17 protein-coding genes are annotated in these 16,624 nt (G+C 34.8%); 4 read left to right on the top strand and 13 right to left on the bottom strand.

All coding sequences use genetic code 11. From position 1 onward, the window contains the following. Positions 1–66 precede the first annotated feature (66 nt). Complete coding sequence (locus ACGH6S_RS06070) at positions 67–333, bottom strand: YkgJ family cysteine cluster protein (RefSeq protein WP_174798494.1); 267 nt, start codon at positions 331–333, stop codon at positions 67–69. A 116-nt stretch (positions 334–449) separates the two neighbouring features. On the opposite strand from ACGH6S_RS06070, the gene yeiP reads away from it, so the two are divergent. Both yeiP and ttcA read left to right on the top strand, forming a co-directional pair. After that, positions 450–1,022: an elongation factor P-like protein YeiP gene (gene yeiP, locus ACGH6S_RS06065; RefSeq protein WP_065574609.1), complete on the top strand. Its 573-nt coding sequence runs from the start codon at positions 450–452 to the stop codon at positions 1,020–1,022. 14 nt (positions 1,023–1,036) lie between these two features. Continuing rightward, entirely contained in the window at positions 1,037–1,933 is an 897-nt protein-coding gene (gene ttcA / locus ACGH6S_RS06060; protein ID WP_174798495.1) for a tRNA 2-thiocytidine(32) synthetase TtcA, read from the top strand. Positions 1,934–2,060: 127 nt separating this feature from the next. On the opposite strand, the gene glnE is transcribed toward ttcA, so the two are convergent. From glnE to ltrA, 6 genes are all read right to left on the bottom strand, one after another. Further along, positions 2,061–4,904 (bottom strand): bifunctional [glutamate--ammonia ligase]-adenylyl-L-tyrosine phosphorylase/[glutamate--ammonia-ligase] adenylyltransferase, encoded by a 2,844-nt coding sequence (gene glnE, locus ACGH6S_RS06055; RefSeq protein WP_411578500.1) that lies wholly within the window; start codon positions 4,902–4,904, stop codon positions 2,061–2,063. 440 nt (positions 4,905–5,344) lie between these two features. Then, positions 5,345–6,388 carry a hypothetical protein gene (locus ACGH6S_RS06050; protein ID WP_174798525.1) on the bottom strand — a complete coding sequence of 348 codons (1,044 nt, stop codon included), beginning with the start codon at positions 6,386–6,388 and terminating at the stop codon, positions 5,345–5,347. Positions 6,389–6,404: 16 nt separating this feature from the next. Next, entirely contained in the window at positions 6,405–7,352 is a 948-nt protein-coding gene (locus tag ACGH6S_RS06045; RefSeq protein ID WP_174798526.1) for an inorganic triphosphatase, read from the bottom strand. A gap of 93 nt (positions 7,353–7,445) precedes the next feature. Further along, a complete protein-coding gene (locus tag ACGH6S_RS06040) occupies positions 7,446–7,853 on the bottom strand; it encodes a ClpXP protease specificity-enhancing factor (RefSeq protein ID WP_174798527.1) in 408 nt (135 codons plus the stop codon). 49 nt (positions 7,854–7,902) lie between these two features. After that, complete coding sequence (locus ACGH6S_RS06035; protein WP_065589152.1) at positions 7,903–8,535, bottom strand: glutathione S-transferase N-terminal domain-containing protein; 633 nt, start codon at positions 8,533–8,535, stop codon at positions 7,903–7,905. 437 nt (positions 8,536–8,972) lie between these two features. Continuing rightward, positions 8,973–10,703 (bottom strand): group II intron reverse transcriptase/maturase, encoded by a 1,731-nt coding sequence (gene ltrA, locus ACGH6S_RS06030; RefSeq protein ID WP_411578501.1) that lies wholly within the window; start codon positions 10,701–10,703, stop codon positions 8,973–8,975. Between the two features lie 549 nt (positions 10,704–11,252). Between ltrA and ACGH6S_RS06025 the strand changes: the two genes are divergently transcribed. Then, positions 11,253–11,387, top strand: coding sequence for a hypothetical protein (locus tag ACGH6S_RS06025; RefSeq protein ID WP_255456969.1), 135 nt, complete (start codon positions 11,253–11,255; stop codon positions 11,385–11,387). A gap of 848 nt (positions 11,388–12,235) precedes the next feature. On the opposite strand, the gene rpsI is transcribed toward ACGH6S_RS06025, so the two are convergent. After that, positions 12,236–12,628 carry a 30S ribosomal protein S9 gene (gene rpsI, locus ACGH6S_RS06020; RefSeq protein ID WP_174798529.1) on the bottom strand — a complete coding sequence of 131 codons (393 nt, stop codon included), beginning with the start codon at positions 12,626–12,628 and terminating at the stop codon, positions 12,236–12,238. An 11-nt stretch (positions 12,629–12,639) separates the two neighbouring features. Beyond that, the gene (rplM, locus tag ACGH6S_RS06015; protein WP_034901369.1) at positions 12,640–13,068 is read right to left on the bottom strand and encodes a 50S ribosomal protein L13; all 429 of its coding nucleotides are present in this window, start codon (positions 13,066–13,068) and stop codon (positions 12,640–12,642) included. Positions 13,069–13,342: 274 nt separating this feature from the next. Between rplM and ACGH6S_RS06010 the strand changes: the two genes are divergently transcribed. Continuing rightward, positions 13,343–13,963 (top strand): YrbL family protein, encoded by a 621-nt coding sequence (locus ACGH6S_RS06010; RefSeq protein ID WP_085165835.1) that lies wholly within the window; start codon positions 13,343–13,345, stop codon positions 13,961–13,963. Here ACGH6S_RS06010 and pmrB read toward each other — a convergent pair. The 4 genes from pmrB to ACGH6S_RS05990 form a co-directional block, all read right to left on the bottom strand. After that, a complete protein-coding gene (gene pmrB, locus ACGH6S_RS06005) occupies positions 13,932–15,035 on the bottom strand; it encodes a two-component system sensor histidine kinase PmrB (RefSeq protein ID WP_174798530.1) in 1,104 nt (367 codons plus the stop codon). The two genes, ACGH6S_RS06010 and pmrB, sit on opposite strands and share 32 nt — an antisense overlap. Positions 15,036–15,068: 33 nt before the next feature. Next, positions 15,069–15,731 carry a two-component system response regulator PmrA gene (pmrA, locus tag ACGH6S_RS06000; RefSeq protein WP_174798531.1) on the bottom strand — a complete coding sequence of 221 codons (663 nt, stop codon included), beginning with the start codon at positions 15,729–15,731 and terminating at the stop codon, positions 15,069–15,071. Between the two features lie 96 nt (positions 15,732–15,827). Continuing rightward, positions 15,828–16,064 carry a phosphatase PAP2 family protein gene (locus ACGH6S_RS05995; RefSeq protein ID WP_363319033.1) on the bottom strand — a complete coding sequence of 79 codons (237 nt, stop codon included), beginning with the start codon at positions 16,062–16,064 and terminating at the stop codon, positions 15,828–15,830. Further along, complete coding sequence (locus tag ACGH6S_RS05990) at positions 15,992–16,264, bottom strand: phosphatase PAP2 family protein (protein ID WP_238786395.1); 273 nt, start codon at positions 16,262–16,264, stop codon at positions 15,992–15,994. The genes ACGH6S_RS05995 and ACGH6S_RS05990 overlap by 73 nt, the downstream gene beginning before the upstream one ends. Positions 16,265–16,624: the final 360 nt, after the last annotated feature.

Here is a 16,624-nt window from a genome sequence, read left to right as displayed (position 1 = left end):
AAAAAAAAATGATGGCGAGATAAATAATTCTAATAATCGAACTGTTTTGTTAAATATATACAATACTTAACCTTTAGTTAGCTGTTCTAATTGAGTTAAATAATTCAGTGCTTGCGAACGGCTATTACCACACATTTCGATACAAGGTTTTAATCGACCACAAACTTTCGGTCTCGATGGGTGCAAGAACAATTTACATTGATAATTGTTATCTAAATGAAGACAAGCAATACCAGCTGGTTTACCCTTAGGCATACATGGGATGGCTGATGAAATTGAAGGAGCAATACAACAGGCACCGCAGTTTTTTCGACATTGGAATGAATCTGTCATAGTGTTTTCTTTATTTTACACGCCTATTCAATAAATTTTGATGGTGACAATAGCAAGTTAGCGGTAAAATAGCGAGCTAATTTTTTAACTTTTTTTAATCGTGAAGAATAAATATTATGGCTAAAGCAAATGAAATAAAACGTGGTGATGCAGTCACCTATAATGGTAAATTATTACTTGTTAAAGATATTGATGTTCAAAGTCCAAGTGCACGGGGTGCCAGTACACTTTATAAAATGCGTTTTACCGATGTAAAAAATGGTGGAAAAGTTGAAGAACGTTTTAAAGGTGATGATATCCTCGAAACAATTGAACTATCCCGTCGACCTGTTAGTTTTTCGTATATTGATGGTGATGAATATGTATTTATGGATAATGAGGATTATACCCCTTATATCTTCAAAAAAGAGCAAATTGAAGATGAATTATTGTTTATCCCTGAAGGCGGTATGAATGGTATTCAAGTGCTAATGGCTGATGGTGAAGTTCTTGCCTTGGAATTGCCACAGACTGTTGAACTTGATATTGTTGAAACCTCGCCAAGTATTAAAGGAGCTTCAGCTAGTGCGCGAACTAAACCAGCTACTTTATCGACTGGGCTTGTAATTCAGGTTCCAGAATATATTGATAACCATGAAAGAGTTAAAATTCATATTGCTGAACGCCGTTACATGAGCCGTGCCGAATAACCAATAAAATCGTAATGAATATATATAATCAAAATAAACTACATAAACGATTGCGTCGCTTAACTGGCGAAGCAATCGCTGACTTTAATATGATCGAAGAAGGCGATCGTATTATGGTTTGCTTATCAGGCGGTAAAGATAGTTATACTTTGCTTGATATTCTTATCAACTTAAAAATCAGTGCACCAGTACATTTTGATCTAATAGCAGTTAACTTAGATCAAAAACAACCAGGATTTCCTGAACATGTATTGCCTGAATATTTAAATTCGTTAGGCATTGAATATAAAATCGTGCAAGAAAACACCTACGGTATTGTCAAGGATAAAATCCCTGAAGGTAAAACAACTTGCTCGCTTTGTTCACGGCTACGTCGTGGCATTTTATATCGCACAGCAACCGAACTTGGTGCAACAAAAATTGCCCTTGGCCATCATCGAGATGATATTTTAGAAACGCTATTTTTAAATATGTTTTATGGTGGCAAACTCAAAGCAATGCCGCCAAAGCTAATGAATGATTCAGGTGAACATATCATTATCCGACCACTAGCTTATTGCAAAGAAAAAGATATCGCCAGATACGCTGAAATTAAACAATTTCCGATTATTCCTTGTAATCTTTGTGGCTCACAACCCAACTTACAAAGGCAAGTAATTAAAGAAATGCTCAATGAATGGGATAAAAAGTTCCCCGGACGCATTGAAACCATGTTCCGAGCAACACAAAACATCACCCTATCCCATCTGTGTGATACCAATTTGTTTGATTTTAAAGGGATTAAAAAAGGTGATCTTTCTGTTAATGGTGGCGATATTGCTTTTGACCGCGAAGATATGGCAACAACCATCGGTTTTGATGCTTCAGAACTTGAAAAACAAGATATGATTTTATGGAAGGAAGCAAAATAGTGGCTTAATATACATATACTTTAACTTTTTCATCAATGCCATTAATGTGGCATTGATTTTTACATTTCCTAGAAATTTTAAATCCACAATAAAGTTAAACCAAACATTAAAATAAAAAGCCAATTTATTATGTTAACCATTTTAGCCAGCATTGGTTGACTATTTGTTTTTCTTGCACAAATTGCGAACTATTAACCGTGCTAGATTGTAATTGCAATGCTAATCTATGAATTTTGTTGCGCATATCGATATAGGCTTGTGTTAGCTGCTCTGCTTCTTGGCTATCCATTATTTGATAATTTGTCGCAAGTTCTAAAATCCGAACATTATCGCTCCACTTTGTCATTTTAGGATATTTATTAGCATAATTAAGCACAAGATATTGCGATATAAACTCAATATCTCCTATTCCTCCTTCATCAATTTTTAAGTTAAATAAATTGTTTTGAGTGCTACCTAGATGTACTCTCATTTTTTCACGCATTTCACGCACTTCTTTTTTTAATACAACTTCATCACGCTTTTTACAAAGTACATTATGACGAATTTGGTTAAAACGTTTTATTAATTCACCTTCTCCATATATAGCTCTTGCTCTGACTAATGCTTGATGCTCCCAAGTCCAAGCTTCATTCATTTGGTAATCTTCGAACGAATCTAAACTACAAGCAAGCAATCCTGCATCACCCTGAGGGCGAAGCCTTACATCAACTTCATATAAAATCCCAAAACTAGTACGAACATTAAATAGATGAATAATTCGCTGAACTAAACGCAAATAGAATTGACGACTATCTATCTGCTTATTGCCGTTAGTTATACTATTAACTGGACAATCATGTAAAAAAACCAAATCGAGATCCGAACCATAACCCAGTTCCCAACCGCCTAATTTACCATAGCCGATTACCACCAAGCCTTTATGATTATCAGCCAAATGCTCAGGCTTGCCATAGCGAGTAACCATTTGATTCCAAGCCATTTGTATGACAAAATCTAATAATGATTCAGCCGCATAAGTTAGGTGATCACTGACCTTCATGGTAGTTAATACATGCTCAACATCGCAAGCAGCTATATGCAACAATTGCATCTGTTTAAATTGACGTAAAGCTTCAAGTTGTTGTTCTTCGTCATCAACTTCAATACGTAATAAATATTGATAAAGCTGGCTTTTATATTCATTTGGAGCAACAGTCTGATAAAGCGAATTGATATCAATAAGCTCATCTAATAATATAGGGTAATGAGCCAGCTGATCGCTAATCATTGGTGAAGCACTACATAAGCGAATCAATTGCTTCAAAGCAGTTGGATATTCAAGTAACAGTTCTAAATAAGTGGTACGACTAACAATATTAACAAGTAACGGCAAAATCCTTGATAGCACCATTGTTGCTTGCTTTTCGCTACAGACAGCTTCTAACAAACGTGGCATTAACTGATCGAGGATTTCACGCCCCCGTACGCCAATGGTACGTTTACCTATATCATCACGAAATTGCACTAGCATTTGGTAGATCTGCGTAACTTCTGTTTCTGAATAGGTAGGTAATATTGCACTAACATCGCTTATTTGAAGATCAGGCACCCAAAGATCGTCAAATTGATCGTTATAAGGCTTAGTCGTTGAGGTAGATTCTGATTCGTTTTCGCCAATAAGTTCATTAAAAATTTGGCGGTTATGTTGCATCCGCACTAATAACGCTTGTTCAAAATCATGCCAATGATTAAAGCCCATGCTTATCGCTAAACGAGCTTGATCCAGTGCATTATTTGGCAAGGTTTGGGTCTGTTCGTCAGCAATAGCTTGTAGAAGATTTTCACAACGGCGTAAAAATAGGTAATTTTCTCGTAATAACGATACTTCATTCGATGCAAGTAGCGATTCTTGTTCAATCACATCAAGCGCATTTAATAGCGAACGAGTTTGCAACCCCACTACTCTTCCACCACGAATAAGCTGAAAAACTTGTACAATAAACTCTATTTCACGAATCCCACCAGCACCAAGCTTAATGTTATTTTTTAAACCACGACGACGCACTTCACGTTCAATCATGCTTTTCATATTACGCAATGATTGTAAAACACTAAAATCAATATAGCGACGATAAACAAATGGTTTTAACATTTGATAAAGCTCACTGACATAAGGAGATTGTTGATCACCAAGCACTTTAGCTTTAACCATTGCATAACGTTCCCAATCGCGCCCTTGTTCTTGATAGTAATCTTCCATAGCAGAAAAACTCAGCACCAAAGGTCCACCATCACCAAGTGGCCGCAAGCGCATATCAACGCGATAAACAAATCCATCTTCTGTAATTTGGTCTAACGCTTTGATCAAACGTTGTCCCAAACGTGTAAAGAATACAGCATTATCTAACTCTCTCCGCCCTCCTTGTGTTTGTCCATGTTCGGGATAGGTAAAAATCAAATCAATATCGGACGAGAAATTAAGTTCTCCACCACCTAATTTTCCCATACCTAAAATCAGCAGTGGCTGCGTCTGACCTTGAGCATTGTAAGGTGTCCCCCACTCTTTGCAACTAAGCTCATAAAGCCAATTACGAGCTGTAACAATTATCACCTCAGCTAGTTCACTTAATTGTAATAAAATCTGCTCATCATTACTGATATGAACTAGTTGAGACCATGCTAACCGGACTAAAATATAACGACGAAATTGCCTTAAAATCTTCATGAATTCAGTTTCATCTGAAACTGCTATTAATTTTTCATTTAACCAAGTTTGGTAATACTGTCTTTCATCTGCCTGTGGGGGATTTTGGCTGATTTCTGTTAGCCAGTTAGGAAATCGATAAAATGCATCTACCAAAAAATTACTTCGCACTAAAATATCTAGATTAGCTTGTATTTCGTTTGATTGACATTGTTTAAGTTGAGAGGCAACTTTTTGCTTTTGTTGTTCAAACAAAGAAGAAACTGGAAGGTTAAATTCTGACATAAGCAAGCTCTCTTAGAAATTTCTTCACAAAATAATATCAGCAAAATAAGAATATATTATAAGTAACTTTTGTAAGTTATATAGTATTTTATATACAAAATAAAAAAGTGTCGAAAATGATGAGATGATTTTTAATTGAGTATTGTTTTTAGGAATGATTCATAAAGAATATACAACTTCTTTAAACCCTTTATTTTATATTACCATAGGTGCAAAGTCTTTTTGGAGTAAAAAGACCTTTACTGGAGCTATATATAACCATATATCCTAATAAAAACCGTCATTATATTGTTGTATAGATAAAAAAATATCATACCGAAAAAAGTAAAAATTTCAGGCAACAATTCTTGCAATTAATATAAGGCAACCTTGTCTATTATAGAACAATGCCTATTATAATTAATGTAAAAATGTTACCAATAAACTAATTTGTACAAATTTTATTCTGACTTTGACTCAACAAAACTGGATAAATTAACTTCTTTTCCAAAAAATGCTTTTGCTGTTTTACTAACAACTACCGAACCTATTGCACATAAAATAAGAAGAAATAATATAATATCTGTTATAACAATAACCATTATTTCGCTGTCTGTTAATGAATCTGCAACCTCATCAAACCATTTCAGACAATATATATTGAAAAATAAAACAATTATTGCTGCCAACGATGTTAACACAAAAGCAATGACAGAACTTGAAATTAATGACTTCACCTGTAAATTATCATAAACAGTTTTAAATTGTTTTCGCAAAACAAAATAACCAATCGTATTTACAATCAATAAAAAAACTGAATAAAAAATAATAGTTCTAATATGGTATTCAAGGGGACCTATAGAATCCAGAGGATCTTTAGGAACAAAAAAGAAATTTAAGCAAAATAAGACAATAGATAGATAATAGAAATTAAATAATAGAATAAATAAAGATAAATGAGTTTTTTGACTATTGTCCGAGGATAATACAATCATATCTGACTCTGTTACGAAAGCTGTTCGCAGTAGTTTTATCCCTAAATAAATCGCCATTATTATCCAAATATAACAAGCTAATCTAAATATGCCTATATAGAGGCTTTCTATATAAGTAAAATAATATGGCACTATAGCATAATATAAAAATCCAAGAACCTGTCGCTCAAATATCACCTGATAACCATTGATACCTATTATTATAAAAAAAACAATTAAAAACACACAAAGCAGATTCTTTTTATTGACTCGATAGACCGAATTCTTATGCAAGATTATGGCTGAAGTAATAAAAATTAAAACCAGATTTGCTAACTGATTAAAAGTATTAGGCAAAACTATATGAATAATTAATGATAAAAAAGAATCGTCCCAAATATATGGGTTAACCTTTGCATAGCTAAAAACCATATTCTCAACAAGAAGTTCTCGTCCAACTAAAAAAGCGCTATCTAGCACCCCATAAAACAGCAAAAACAAGAACGGTAATTTAAAAAAAGAAAGCTTCATTATTTTACTTTTTATTTCATTGATTAATAGTCATATTTGCGATCAACATAAGCCTGAACTTTGTATTAATCTCACTAAAAGCAAATTCTTTTACAGAGTTAATAGTCAATAATGCCATTTGCCATTGTGTAAATTCAGGCTCAAAAGGAAGATTTTTATCTATTAGAATATAATTTATTTGGTTTAGTGTTTGTTTATATAACTCTAAATCATTAACTTCTAATGCATATTCTTCATTTTGTTGCCAAAATCTTAACAGGCTTGCTAGATCTTGATGGGCTTGAAAATCAAATTGACAAGTTTTAAGTGATGTATTTTTCAGTAAACAATAGCCCCTAGCAGCTTTACTTTGTGAAAAAAGATGCAAATGGAAACGGCTTAATTCAAGAGCAAAATTAAACAGGTCTTGTTTATTACCTTGTTTGAGTTCTAATTCGACTTCTTGAATGATTTTAACTTTTTTGTTTGACTTAATTTCCCCTTGGTCTAGTGCTACCTCAATTTCGCTACTCGCAAAAGAAATTAACCAAGTTTGCCTTTTGAAATCAGTACTGAACAATGGTAATAAATCTCGTTGTAACCGCTCAATATCGCAATTATAGGGTAATGCCATATGTGGTAATACAGCTAAATTGGGTTCTGAATTAGGTAAGTCAACATTAAATTCAGCACGCTCATGTAATCCAGACACAGACTTGCTATCTCGCTTTAAGGTGATTTCAAACTCTTTTTCGTGATCACTTTCGCATTCCCTTACTCGCAATCCACACTGATTATTACGTAGGTAATAATCGCTTGTGTCATAATAGGTACTAGTCAAATTGAGTTTTGTAGAACTGTTTTTTGCTGGTGATATCGTTAAAAATTCAACTTCGTCGCTATCAGCCCATTGATCTAGAAAATATCTTAAATTAGCAATATCACTAGTATTAATTTCAAACTTTAATTCGATTTCATTACTCATTCATCTACTATTTTTTCGCTATTTTTAACATAATCAACGATAAATCTACTTCATACATCATAGCGAATCACCGTTAATCAACAATATGACAAATTATTTTACAACACGAAATGGATTAGGTTTTGATTTAGATTGTTTAGGTTGTGAGGACAAAGATACACTCTGTATACTATATTGTGGTTCATCTTCAAATCCCATACCCACGCCATTTTCACGAGCATAAATTGCCTCAATCGCAGCCATTGGTACCACAATATGTTGTGGCACACCAGAAAAGCGAGCATTAAATTCAATTTGTTCATTAGTAGCCAAATATTGACCAACTGATTGTGGGGCAATATTTAGTACAATTTGATTGTTTTGGATAAATTCCTGCGGCACTAATACTCCATATACAGAAGTATTAACCACAATGTAAGGTGTTAAATCATTATCCAAAATCCAGTCATAAAAAGCCCTAAATAGATAAGGGCGACGTGGCGTCATTTGTTCAAGTTCCATCAAGGCTACCTTGGCTAAAATTATCGTAAATAAAGATAAATTTAATTGTTTATGATCTTATCTTTTTTTCTGCTTCAGTTAATGAATTAATAAAAGCAGGGCGTTCAAAAACTCTCGCCATATAAGCTAAATAACTCTTTTCAGCTACTTTTGGTAATTCAATACTAAGCAATGGTAAACGCCAAAGTAACGGCGCAAAGTAACAATCGCATAATGTAAAATCATCACTCATAAAATAATCTTTTTCTTTAAACATAACCGAAATCGAAACAAGATCATCAAGAAGATTTTTTCGTGCTGTTTTAGCAGCATCACTATTAGGATCAGCAATAATTGTTTCGTATGCACTATACCACTCTTTTTTAATACGGTACATTGTTAATCGTGAATTAGCGCGAACGATAGGATAAACAGGCATCAATGGTGGATGTGGAAAGCGTTCATCCAAATATTCTAACGCAATATGTGGTTCATATAACGTAAGGTCACGATCAATTAAAGTTGGAATTGAACTATATGGATTAAGATCCAATAATTCCTGTGGTAAATTATCTGCCGTTACAAACTCTATTTCCGCAGTTACCCCTTTTTCTGCCAGAACAAAACGAATCTGATGCCCGTAAATATCTGTTGTATCACAAAATAATGTCATTACAGAACGTTTATTAACAGCAACAACCATATTCACTCCAAATTTATAAAATTAAAATAAGTCTAGTTGCCGTCTATTCTAACAAATTGGATAACAAAATTGTTAAAAAAAAATAAATTTTCTTTAATTCTTTTCCTCAAGCCCTAATTTTGACAAGCAGTTTCATAAAACATGTGCTTAAGTATAGGATTTATTAAATTAGTTAACCTAATAATATTAAATAATATTTATTTCCTAAATAATCTTAATTCTTAAAAATATTTAACCTACGTAGTTTAGCTTTTTAATTAACCAAATCAGCATAAAAAAACCCAGCATTCGCTGGGTTTTGAAACAAAATTGAAACAAAATTGTAACGTTTTTGTAATACTGCCGGTCGGGTAAGGACACAACATTACTGTTGTGCCCTCCCCTAAGAACTGTACGAGCAAATTTCTCCGCATACAGCTCAAGCCTTTCAATTGACTTTAGTAAGCCAGTTTCACTACCTCCAATTTCAGTGCATGGACTTTTTTGTGGCAAATAGGATGTAGTAACACCCTATTTTTGAGCGTATCCGCCCCTCCGTGCATTTTGTAGATAATATGATGGTCATGCCACCCCGTCTCTTTTGTGATTGGGAGTTGACATAAACCACAACGACCTTTTTGTTCCTTATACAGCATTTGCCATTTGTGTCTGTGTGAGAATTCCTCATACATCCGTTTCTGGTGTAATGTTTCCCCGTATAATTCCCATTCTGGTAAAAATGGATTGTAATCCGATTTTACCTTAATATGTCGTTTGATTGCCGTCTTGCTACATTGCAATAATTCAACCCATTTATCCATACCCTGGCGGTCTTTTATCATCGTGCCAAAGTTCCATTTCCGAGTTGCCGTCGTTTTAAAGTATTTCTCTTTAACCCAACGTTTACCCTTTTTACTATGTCTTCTTTTGCTCCAATTCCAAAGCGCGCGCCATATTAATGCATCCATTCGCCCATAAGCTTGACTGGCTGCCTGACTTCGGTGATAGTTAGCCCATCCCCTTATCATTGGATTTAATACCTTTATTAAGTCTTCTTGTTTAACCATGCTTAATTTTTTAATCTTATCTCTCACCTTGCTATAGAATGCCTCCCCATTCTTTTTACTCGGCTTGATGATAAGCTTGTCGTTAAACTGTCTTACGTTCCAACCTAAAAAGTCAAAACCCTGCCTGATATGCACTACTTTTGTTTTCTTCTCTGATAGTGTTAGTCCTCTCTCTTTGAGAAATTCCTCCACTACAGGAATGACCTTTTCTTCCAGTAATTCTTTTGAAATCCCTGAAATAATAAAGTCATCCGCATACCTAACCATGTACGTTTTATGTTGCCTGATTTTCCTGCTCGCTTTCTCACCAAAGTGATTAGCTAGCTCTTTCTCCAATCCGTCTAACGCCATGTTGGCTAGCGTTGGCGAGATAATCCCACCTTGCGGTGTGCCCGCCTCAGTCATCTTCACCTGCCCCATGTCAACGACACCCGATTTTAACCACTTCGCTAATATCCGCTTATTAATTGGAATATTCGCTATTAACCAATCATGGCTAATGTGGTCAAAACAGCCCTTGATATCTGCATCTAATACCCACTGCGCAGGTTGGTTAGTTTTCCGCCCCTTGTGTGAGAATATTCGATGTATATGGGTTATCGCATCTGCCGTTGAGCGGTTAATGCGAAACCCATACGAGCCTTTATCCGCCGTTGTCTCCGAAACAGGCTGTAGGGCAAATAGATAGAGTGCTTGCATTGCCCTGTCTTTTATGGTCGGAATACCCAAAGGGCGTTTCTTCCCGTCAGACTTAGGAATATAGACCCGCCTTAATGGTTGCGGTTTATATCCCTTGTTTGTGAGCGTTGCAGTCGCTTTCCATTTTGCCTCAGCGGTGCTCCAAGTTACCTTATCAACACCTGCCGTCCTTTTACCTCTATTTTCAGTCACTCGCCTTACCGCTAATTGCTTAGCATAAGTTGAGCGTGTCAATAATCTTTGCAAGCGTTTAACCTTGCGCCAATCATTTTCAAGTGTCGCTTTCGCAATCCGACTCTGCAATCCTTTAACATGCCTTGTTGCTTTGACCCAATCGATATTGTGCCATTGCCTCGCCATGTCAGAGGTCGCTGGAGCTGGACTCTGTTTAATTTTTGCATTAAACTTAGTGTGCTCTTTCATACTTACCTCTTGATACAAGAAGTAGCAGAAATTACTTGATACTATGTGAATAACCGCCAAAAGAACTACCACGTTACATGTGGCGGTTATTCAGCATATCAAATAACTCTACCGCTCTGTAACACGGTTAATGATTGAGTTTTGAGCTTGGCGGATGTTTTAACAGATGAATTATTCTTCCCAATAATTCATTTTAAACTGTTAGACACTCGCCAGCTCTCCCCTCGCCTAAAATAATTCCATTAGAAATTACCCACCAAAGGATTAGCCTAACATTTTGCGACGAAAGACCAGTTAGAAGTCTGCACCCTTTCGAGTTAGGTCATGTTTCATACCCTATATCAGCCATTACAGCCAATCATTCGCTTTCTCTAACCTCCCTTACCTGCACGCTTAACAGCATCACTTACGCTTTGCCTGCCGACCCCAATCTTTGCGCTTTATATAATACGATTGCTGAATTGTGGACGGCAAACGTACAGGCTTACCAAGTTCCATTATTATCACACGAGTAGTTAAGATGTAGACTGTTCGCCGATAGTCTTATTGATGGCGTATTCCCACGCTAGACGAGAATATCCGACTATATTACCTTTTGGTCAAAGCCTATCAGTAGTTTTGGCTTTTCCAGCATTACGACGTTTTCATCTATTCACTTTACGTTCATCTTTCTACCCAGTCTAGCCCCTCATGGCATACTACTTGCCATTACTTAATGTTACCTCACGATAATCATTAACCTTGCTATTCCTCAAGGGGGTACATTGTCAGGAAGCTCCGCACCAGACCGTTGCCAGTCTCGCACTATCCCTAGACTACTGTTAGCCATATAACAGGTTGACTATTAATTATGCTCATTTCCTATAGTTATAATTAATTCAACAATGATAATAATAGCTTAAGCACTGCTTGTTTAACAACTCAAGTGAAATAGGTTTTTACACCTGATATCTTACTAATAATAGTTAATTCGACCTTTGTCTTTCAACTTCATCTACATTTCTGTCGATTCATCGAAATATTCTAGTCTTTGTTAATCACTAATTTAACGGTAAATCTTTTACCCATTAAGTAGTAAATTATTAGTTAATAAGAGACGTCGGCAATCGTATATAATTGCTCGCCTTGTAGTTGTATGTAGTTCAACTATGACTGGAGAGTGTAAACTCTCAAAGGGCTCCAGTTTTCTTCATGGCGAAGTTTTGATGTCAGCTATATCTTCGGCTCATCATGTAGTTGTATATAGTTCAACTCTGGACTGGTAAGGATTATCCTTACAAAAGGCTTACATGAATATGTCCCCTCTTGCACACGGGTCGAAAGGTTAACTATTTAACGCTTTCGGTATTTTCTCCCCTTCGGGAGTATGAGGCTCCCTCGAGGAGTTTACAAGCATGTAAATAAGGAAAGAGTATTTCATCTTCGCTCTTATCTACGAATGAAAGGGAAAAGTATTTCATTTTCGCCTTTCATTCACTTGATTTTTACGAAAAACTTCATAAAAATCAAGCGCTTAGTGCTGCTTGTCGCATCTAACGTTTGCTGAATTGAGGACGACGACGAGCTTTGCGTAGACCCACTTTTTTACGTTCAACTTGACGTGCATCACGAGTAACAAAACCTGCTTGACGTAACGCAGGACGTAAAGTTTCATCATATTCCATTAACGCACGAGTAATACCGTGACGAATCGCACCAGCCTGACCTGAAATACCACCACCTTTAACAGTGATATAAAGATCAAGTTTATCAGTCATTTCAACTAACTCCAACGGTTGCATAACAACCATACGAGCTGTATCACGACCAAAGTATTGCTCTAAAGAGCGCTTGTTAATAACGATGTTACCACTACCTGGTTTGATAAATACACGAGCAGCAGAACTTTTGCGGCGACCTGTACCGTAATATTGATTATCAGCCATCTTTTATCCCCTTAAATATCTAGTACTTGCGGTTGTTGTGCCGCATGATTGTGCTCACTACCAGCATAAACTTTTAGTTTACGGTACATTGCACGACCAAGAGGACCTTTCGGTAACATGCCTTTTACAGCAATTTCGATGACTTGTTCAGGATGACGTTCAATCATCTCTTTAAAAGTCGCTTCTTTAAGTCCACCGATGTAGCCAGTATGACGATAATAGATCTTATCAGTGCGTTTTTTGCCTGTTACAGCAACTTTTTCTGCATTGATAACGATAATATAATCACCTGTATCAACATGTGGTGTGTATTCTGCTTTGTGTTTACCACGCAAACGGCTTGCGATTTCAGTAGCTAAACGACCTAACGTTTTACCAGCTGCATCAACAACATACCAGTCGCGTTTAACTGTTTCTGGTTTAGCTGAAAAAGTACTCATTCGTAATTATCCAATTTTTAATTAATCTCACGTTAATAAATCATTTGATTTATTTACACTTTTTGATTGTTACCATTAATTAACTCACCCCTTCGAGCGGTTATACTAATATTGACAACCGAAAACAACGTTGGGAAGAACGTTGTCGTAACGTGGGTGGCAATATTATACAGAAATTTTATAAAAGCGCTAGAGTAAAAATAAAAAATCATAGCGAGAAGGAATGCTTACTGATAAACTAAAATCAACATTAAATAACAAAATATTTAAATAAATGAACAATACAATTCAACTTTCAATAGAAGATTATATTAGCAAAGGTTTGCACCGAAAATGTTATCGTCATCCAAATGATCCCAATAAGTGTATCAAAGTGAATTATAATGTTGGTGCTGAAGATGAGACTAATCGAGAAATTTCTTATTATAAACATCTAATTAGACGTAATGTTTCATTCGATGCAATAGCAAAATATTACGGTCCAGTTTCAACCAATTATGGCAAAGGCCATGTTTTCCAACTCATCCGAGATTATACCGGTGAAATAGCTATACCACTTGAAAAATACCTCGCTGATACAAAATTAACTAAGCAATATTACGATGATTTAGTTACTTCATTAAGAAATTTGAAATCAACCCTATTAAAAGATCGTATTATTACAATGACAATAAAAAGCAAAAATATTTTGTTTCAGCACTTAAGTGCAGATAACAGTCGCTTAATTATTATCGATAATATCGGTAATTCAACTCTTATTCCTATTGCCAATTACATTCCTTTTTTTGCTAAAGCCAAAATTGAACGAACTTGGCAACGTTTTTTAACATCCATTATTAAAGAAAATAGCAACAACAAATTAATCACTCGTTTAGTTGACGAAGTGAATCAGTAATCCTCAATTGTGCAATAGCACCTTTTACATTATTAGGTCTATTTTTTAAGGTAAATAGACCTTGATGTAATTTAGCAATACGGTTGACTATACTTAAACCAAGCCCAATACCATTATGCTTGCGATCCATACGAAAAAAGGCTTGAGTCAGTTTTTCGCTTTTAGACTCATCAATGCCATTACCTTCATCTTCTACAGTAATAATGATATCTTTTTTAATTTTGTAACAGCTTACCACAATTTTAGTGTTCTCAGGACTGTAGCGATAACTATTTTCAACTAAATTACGTACTAATAGTCTTATTAAGGTTGCATCACCATTAAAAATAAGATCTTTATCAGTCAAATACCATTCGAGCTGTTGCTGTTTTTGTGAAGTCAATTCTGTTAGTTCATCAGACAGCGGAATCATAATATCATTATAAAAATTAATATGTTGATACTGTCCTACAGTAAACTTTTGACTAGCTCGAGCAAGCATTAATAGCTGTTCTACAGTACTGACTAATCGATCTATACGATCAATTAACTCTGTGCAATCAATGTTATTGTTATTTTCTAACAATTCTAGATGTAAACGAATGCCTGCTAAAGGTGTCCTCATTTCATGCGCTACGTCGGAGGTAAAAAGACGTTCTTGAGATAATGTTGTACTCAGCCTAATAAAAAGATTATTCAATACAGATGTAATCGATTTAATTTCACGCATATTGCTAATTGGCGCAATGGGTTTTAGATTCTCTTCAGTACGTTGATTAAGATCTTTCTCTAAAATTTCCAACGGTTTTGTGATCCACCTGATCGCTTTATACGCTAAAAATAGTGTTACTGCCATCATAGAAAAGGCTGAACAAAACAAAACAAAAATCGCTTCTAATTCTTCTTCTTCAACAACCTCATCAATTTTATTTTGACTTAGAGTCAAATTAACCAATACATCTATTTGTTCTTTACTTTCATGCCATAACCAAAGGACAGTAATAATCTGACAAACCAACATGATAGAACCCAAAGTAAAAAATAGGTTCCAACGAATACTGTGGCGTATATTACTAAGTGATTCTGAAATCATAATTTAATTATCTAATTTAAATTAATCGAGTTATCAACATCCATCATTAAGTTGATAACCATAACCTCGTACTGTACGAATAAAATTTTTACCCAATTTATTACGTAATCCGTGAATATACACTTCCAAAACATTTGAGCTAGGGTCACTCTGCCAATCATAAAGATCATTTTGCAATAAATCACGGTGGACCTTTTCGCCAGCTTTTAGCATTAATCGAGATAATACAATAAACTCTTTTGGTGTTAACACTACTTCTTGGTTATTAACAGTCACTTTTTGTTGTTTTATATCAATATTAATAGGACCATAACTGATAAAATTATCTGCGGTACCTTGATCTCGACGAATTAACGCTCTTACTCTAGCTAATAATTCAGTTAAAGCAAAAGGTTTAATCAAATAATCATCGGCACCATTATCTAAACCATCGACTCTATCTTCTATGGTATCGCGTGCAGTTAAAATCAAAACTGGCGTTGAAATATGATTTTTTCGCCAGCGAATCAGTAAGTCAAGTCCATCACAATCAGGTAATCCTAAATCGAGTATAATTAAACTAAACTGCCCAAATTGAATATAATCTTCAGCTTGTTTACCATTTGTAGCAACTTCACAAACATAACCATTTGACGTTATACCATCGTATAAACCTTTCTGTAGCAAGCTATCATCTTCAACAATTAATATTTTCATTGATGATTTACCTTAATATAAATGTTGGAATCACTAAGAATTCTCAATCGTATAATTATCAGTAATTATATACTTCACGTTACATATCTAAAGCTATTAATTGCGCTCAATAAGAACATACTTATTAAGAAACTTGTTAATACTTATCCAATTTTTATTAATTAAATACGCCGATAATATACTTAAAATAAATCCGACAATAATATCTAATGGCCAATGAATCCCTAGATATATACGACTCCAACATACAAGTACAGCAATTAAAGCCAATAAATATAGATCTGTTCTAAAGCGATATGCATTATCAAAAAAACAGCAAAAAACATCGTCCACACAAATACCGCATGTTGGCTCGGTAAAGAACTTGTTTTGTCATGAAAAAGATAATTAGTACCAACTTCAACCACAAAAGGGCGTGGAGAATAAAAACAATAACGAATAACAAAAGTAACTAATAATGCTAACCCTAAACTAAATACTATTTTTAAAATTAATTGCCTATAAATAGGCCGAATACACCAACCGATTACCATAATAATAACAGGTAGGTAAACCAAATAGTTAGCACAAAAATAGCAAAAAAGACAAATGATTTAGATGCATGATCTGAAGCGTTTATTAATAAAAAAATTTGCGTATTAAAATCATGCCACATAAGCTATCTCTCTAGATTCACCCAAATTATTAATAATTTAACGTATAAACCTTAAGAGAACCTTAATATAAACTTATTCAGTAATCAGATAAATGTAAAATTTGATGTACTTTTAGATTTAAATTCGTCATTTAAATAAAGTGTAGGAAAACGCAGAGTTTTTTACACTTCATGGTTAAAATAATCCTCTAAAAACTCATAAGGCGTTTTCCCTGAAATCGCTTTATGTGGTTTAACG

This window comes from Gilliamella sp. BG3, assembly GCF_046635605.1.
GTDB classification, from domain to species: domain Bacteria; phylum Pseudomonadota; class Gammaproteobacteria; order Enterobacterales; family Orbaceae; genus Gilliamella; species Gilliamella bombi.
The sequence above is the reverse complement of the archived record's forward strand: the minus strand, read 5'-3'. Positions and strand labels throughout refer to the sequence as shown.

Excerpts from the sequence above, each read along its gene's own strand:
- ACGH6S_RS06070 (WP_174798494.1), bottom strand. The coding sequence starts at position 333 with ATGACAGATTCATTCCAATGTCGAAAAAACTGCGGTGCCTGTTGTATT.
- yeiP (WP_065574609.1), top strand. The coding sequence starts at position 450 with ATGGCTAAAGCAAATGAAATAAAACGTGGTGATGCAGTCACCTATAAT.
- ttcA (WP_174798495.1), top strand. The coding sequence starts at position 1,037 with ATGAATATATATAATCAAAATAAACTACATAAACGATTGCGTCGCTTA.
- glnE (WP_411578500.1), bottom strand. The coding sequence starts at position 4,904 with ATGTCAGAATTTAACCTTCCAGTTTCTTCTTTGTTTGAACAACAAAAG.
- ACGH6S_RS06050 (WP_174798525.1), bottom strand. The coding sequence starts at position 6,388 with ATGAAGCTTTCTTTTTTTAAATTACCGTTCTTGTTTTTGCTGTTTTAT.
- ACGH6S_RS06045 (WP_174798526.1), bottom strand. The coding sequence starts at position 7,352 with ATGAGTAATGAAATCGAATTAAAGTTTGAAATTAATACTAGTGATATT.
- ACGH6S_RS06040 (WP_174798527.1), bottom strand. The coding sequence starts at position 7,853 with ATGGAACTTGAACAAATGACGCCACGTCGCCCTTATCTATTTAGGGCT.
- ACGH6S_RS06035 (WP_065589152.1), bottom strand. The coding sequence starts at position 8,535 with ATGGTTGTTGCTGTTAATAAACGTTCTGTAATGACATTATTTTGTGAT.
- ltrA (WP_411578501.1), bottom strand. The coding sequence starts at position 10,703 with ATGAAAGAGCACACTAAGTTTAATGCAAAAATTAAACAGAGTCCAGCT.
- ACGH6S_RS06025 (WP_255456969.1), top strand. The coding sequence starts at position 11,253 with ATGGCGTATTCCCACGCTAGACGAGAATATCCGACTATATTACCTTTT.
- rpsI (WP_174798529.1), bottom strand. The coding sequence starts at position 12,628 with ATGGCTGATAATCAATATTACGGTACAGGTCGCCGCAAAAGTTCTGCT.
- rplM (WP_034901369.1), bottom strand. The coding sequence starts at position 13,068 with ATGAGTACTTTTTCAGCTAAACCAGAAACAGTTAAACGCGACTGGTAT.
- ACGH6S_RS06010 (WP_085165835.1), top strand. The coding sequence starts at position 13,343 with ATGAACAATACAATTCAACTTTCAATAGAAGATTATATTAGCAAAGGT.
- pmrB (WP_174798530.1), bottom strand. The coding sequence starts at position 15,035 with ATGATTTCAGAATCACTTAGTAATATACGCCACAGTATTCGTTGGAAC.
- pmrA (WP_174798531.1), bottom strand. The coding sequence starts at position 15,731 with ATGAAAATATTAATTGTTGAAGATGATAGCTTGCTACAGAAAGGTTTA.
- ACGH6S_RS05990 (WP_238786395.1), bottom strand. The coding sequence starts at position 16,264 with ATGGTAATCGGTTGGTGTATTCGGCCTATTTATAGGCAATTAATTTTA.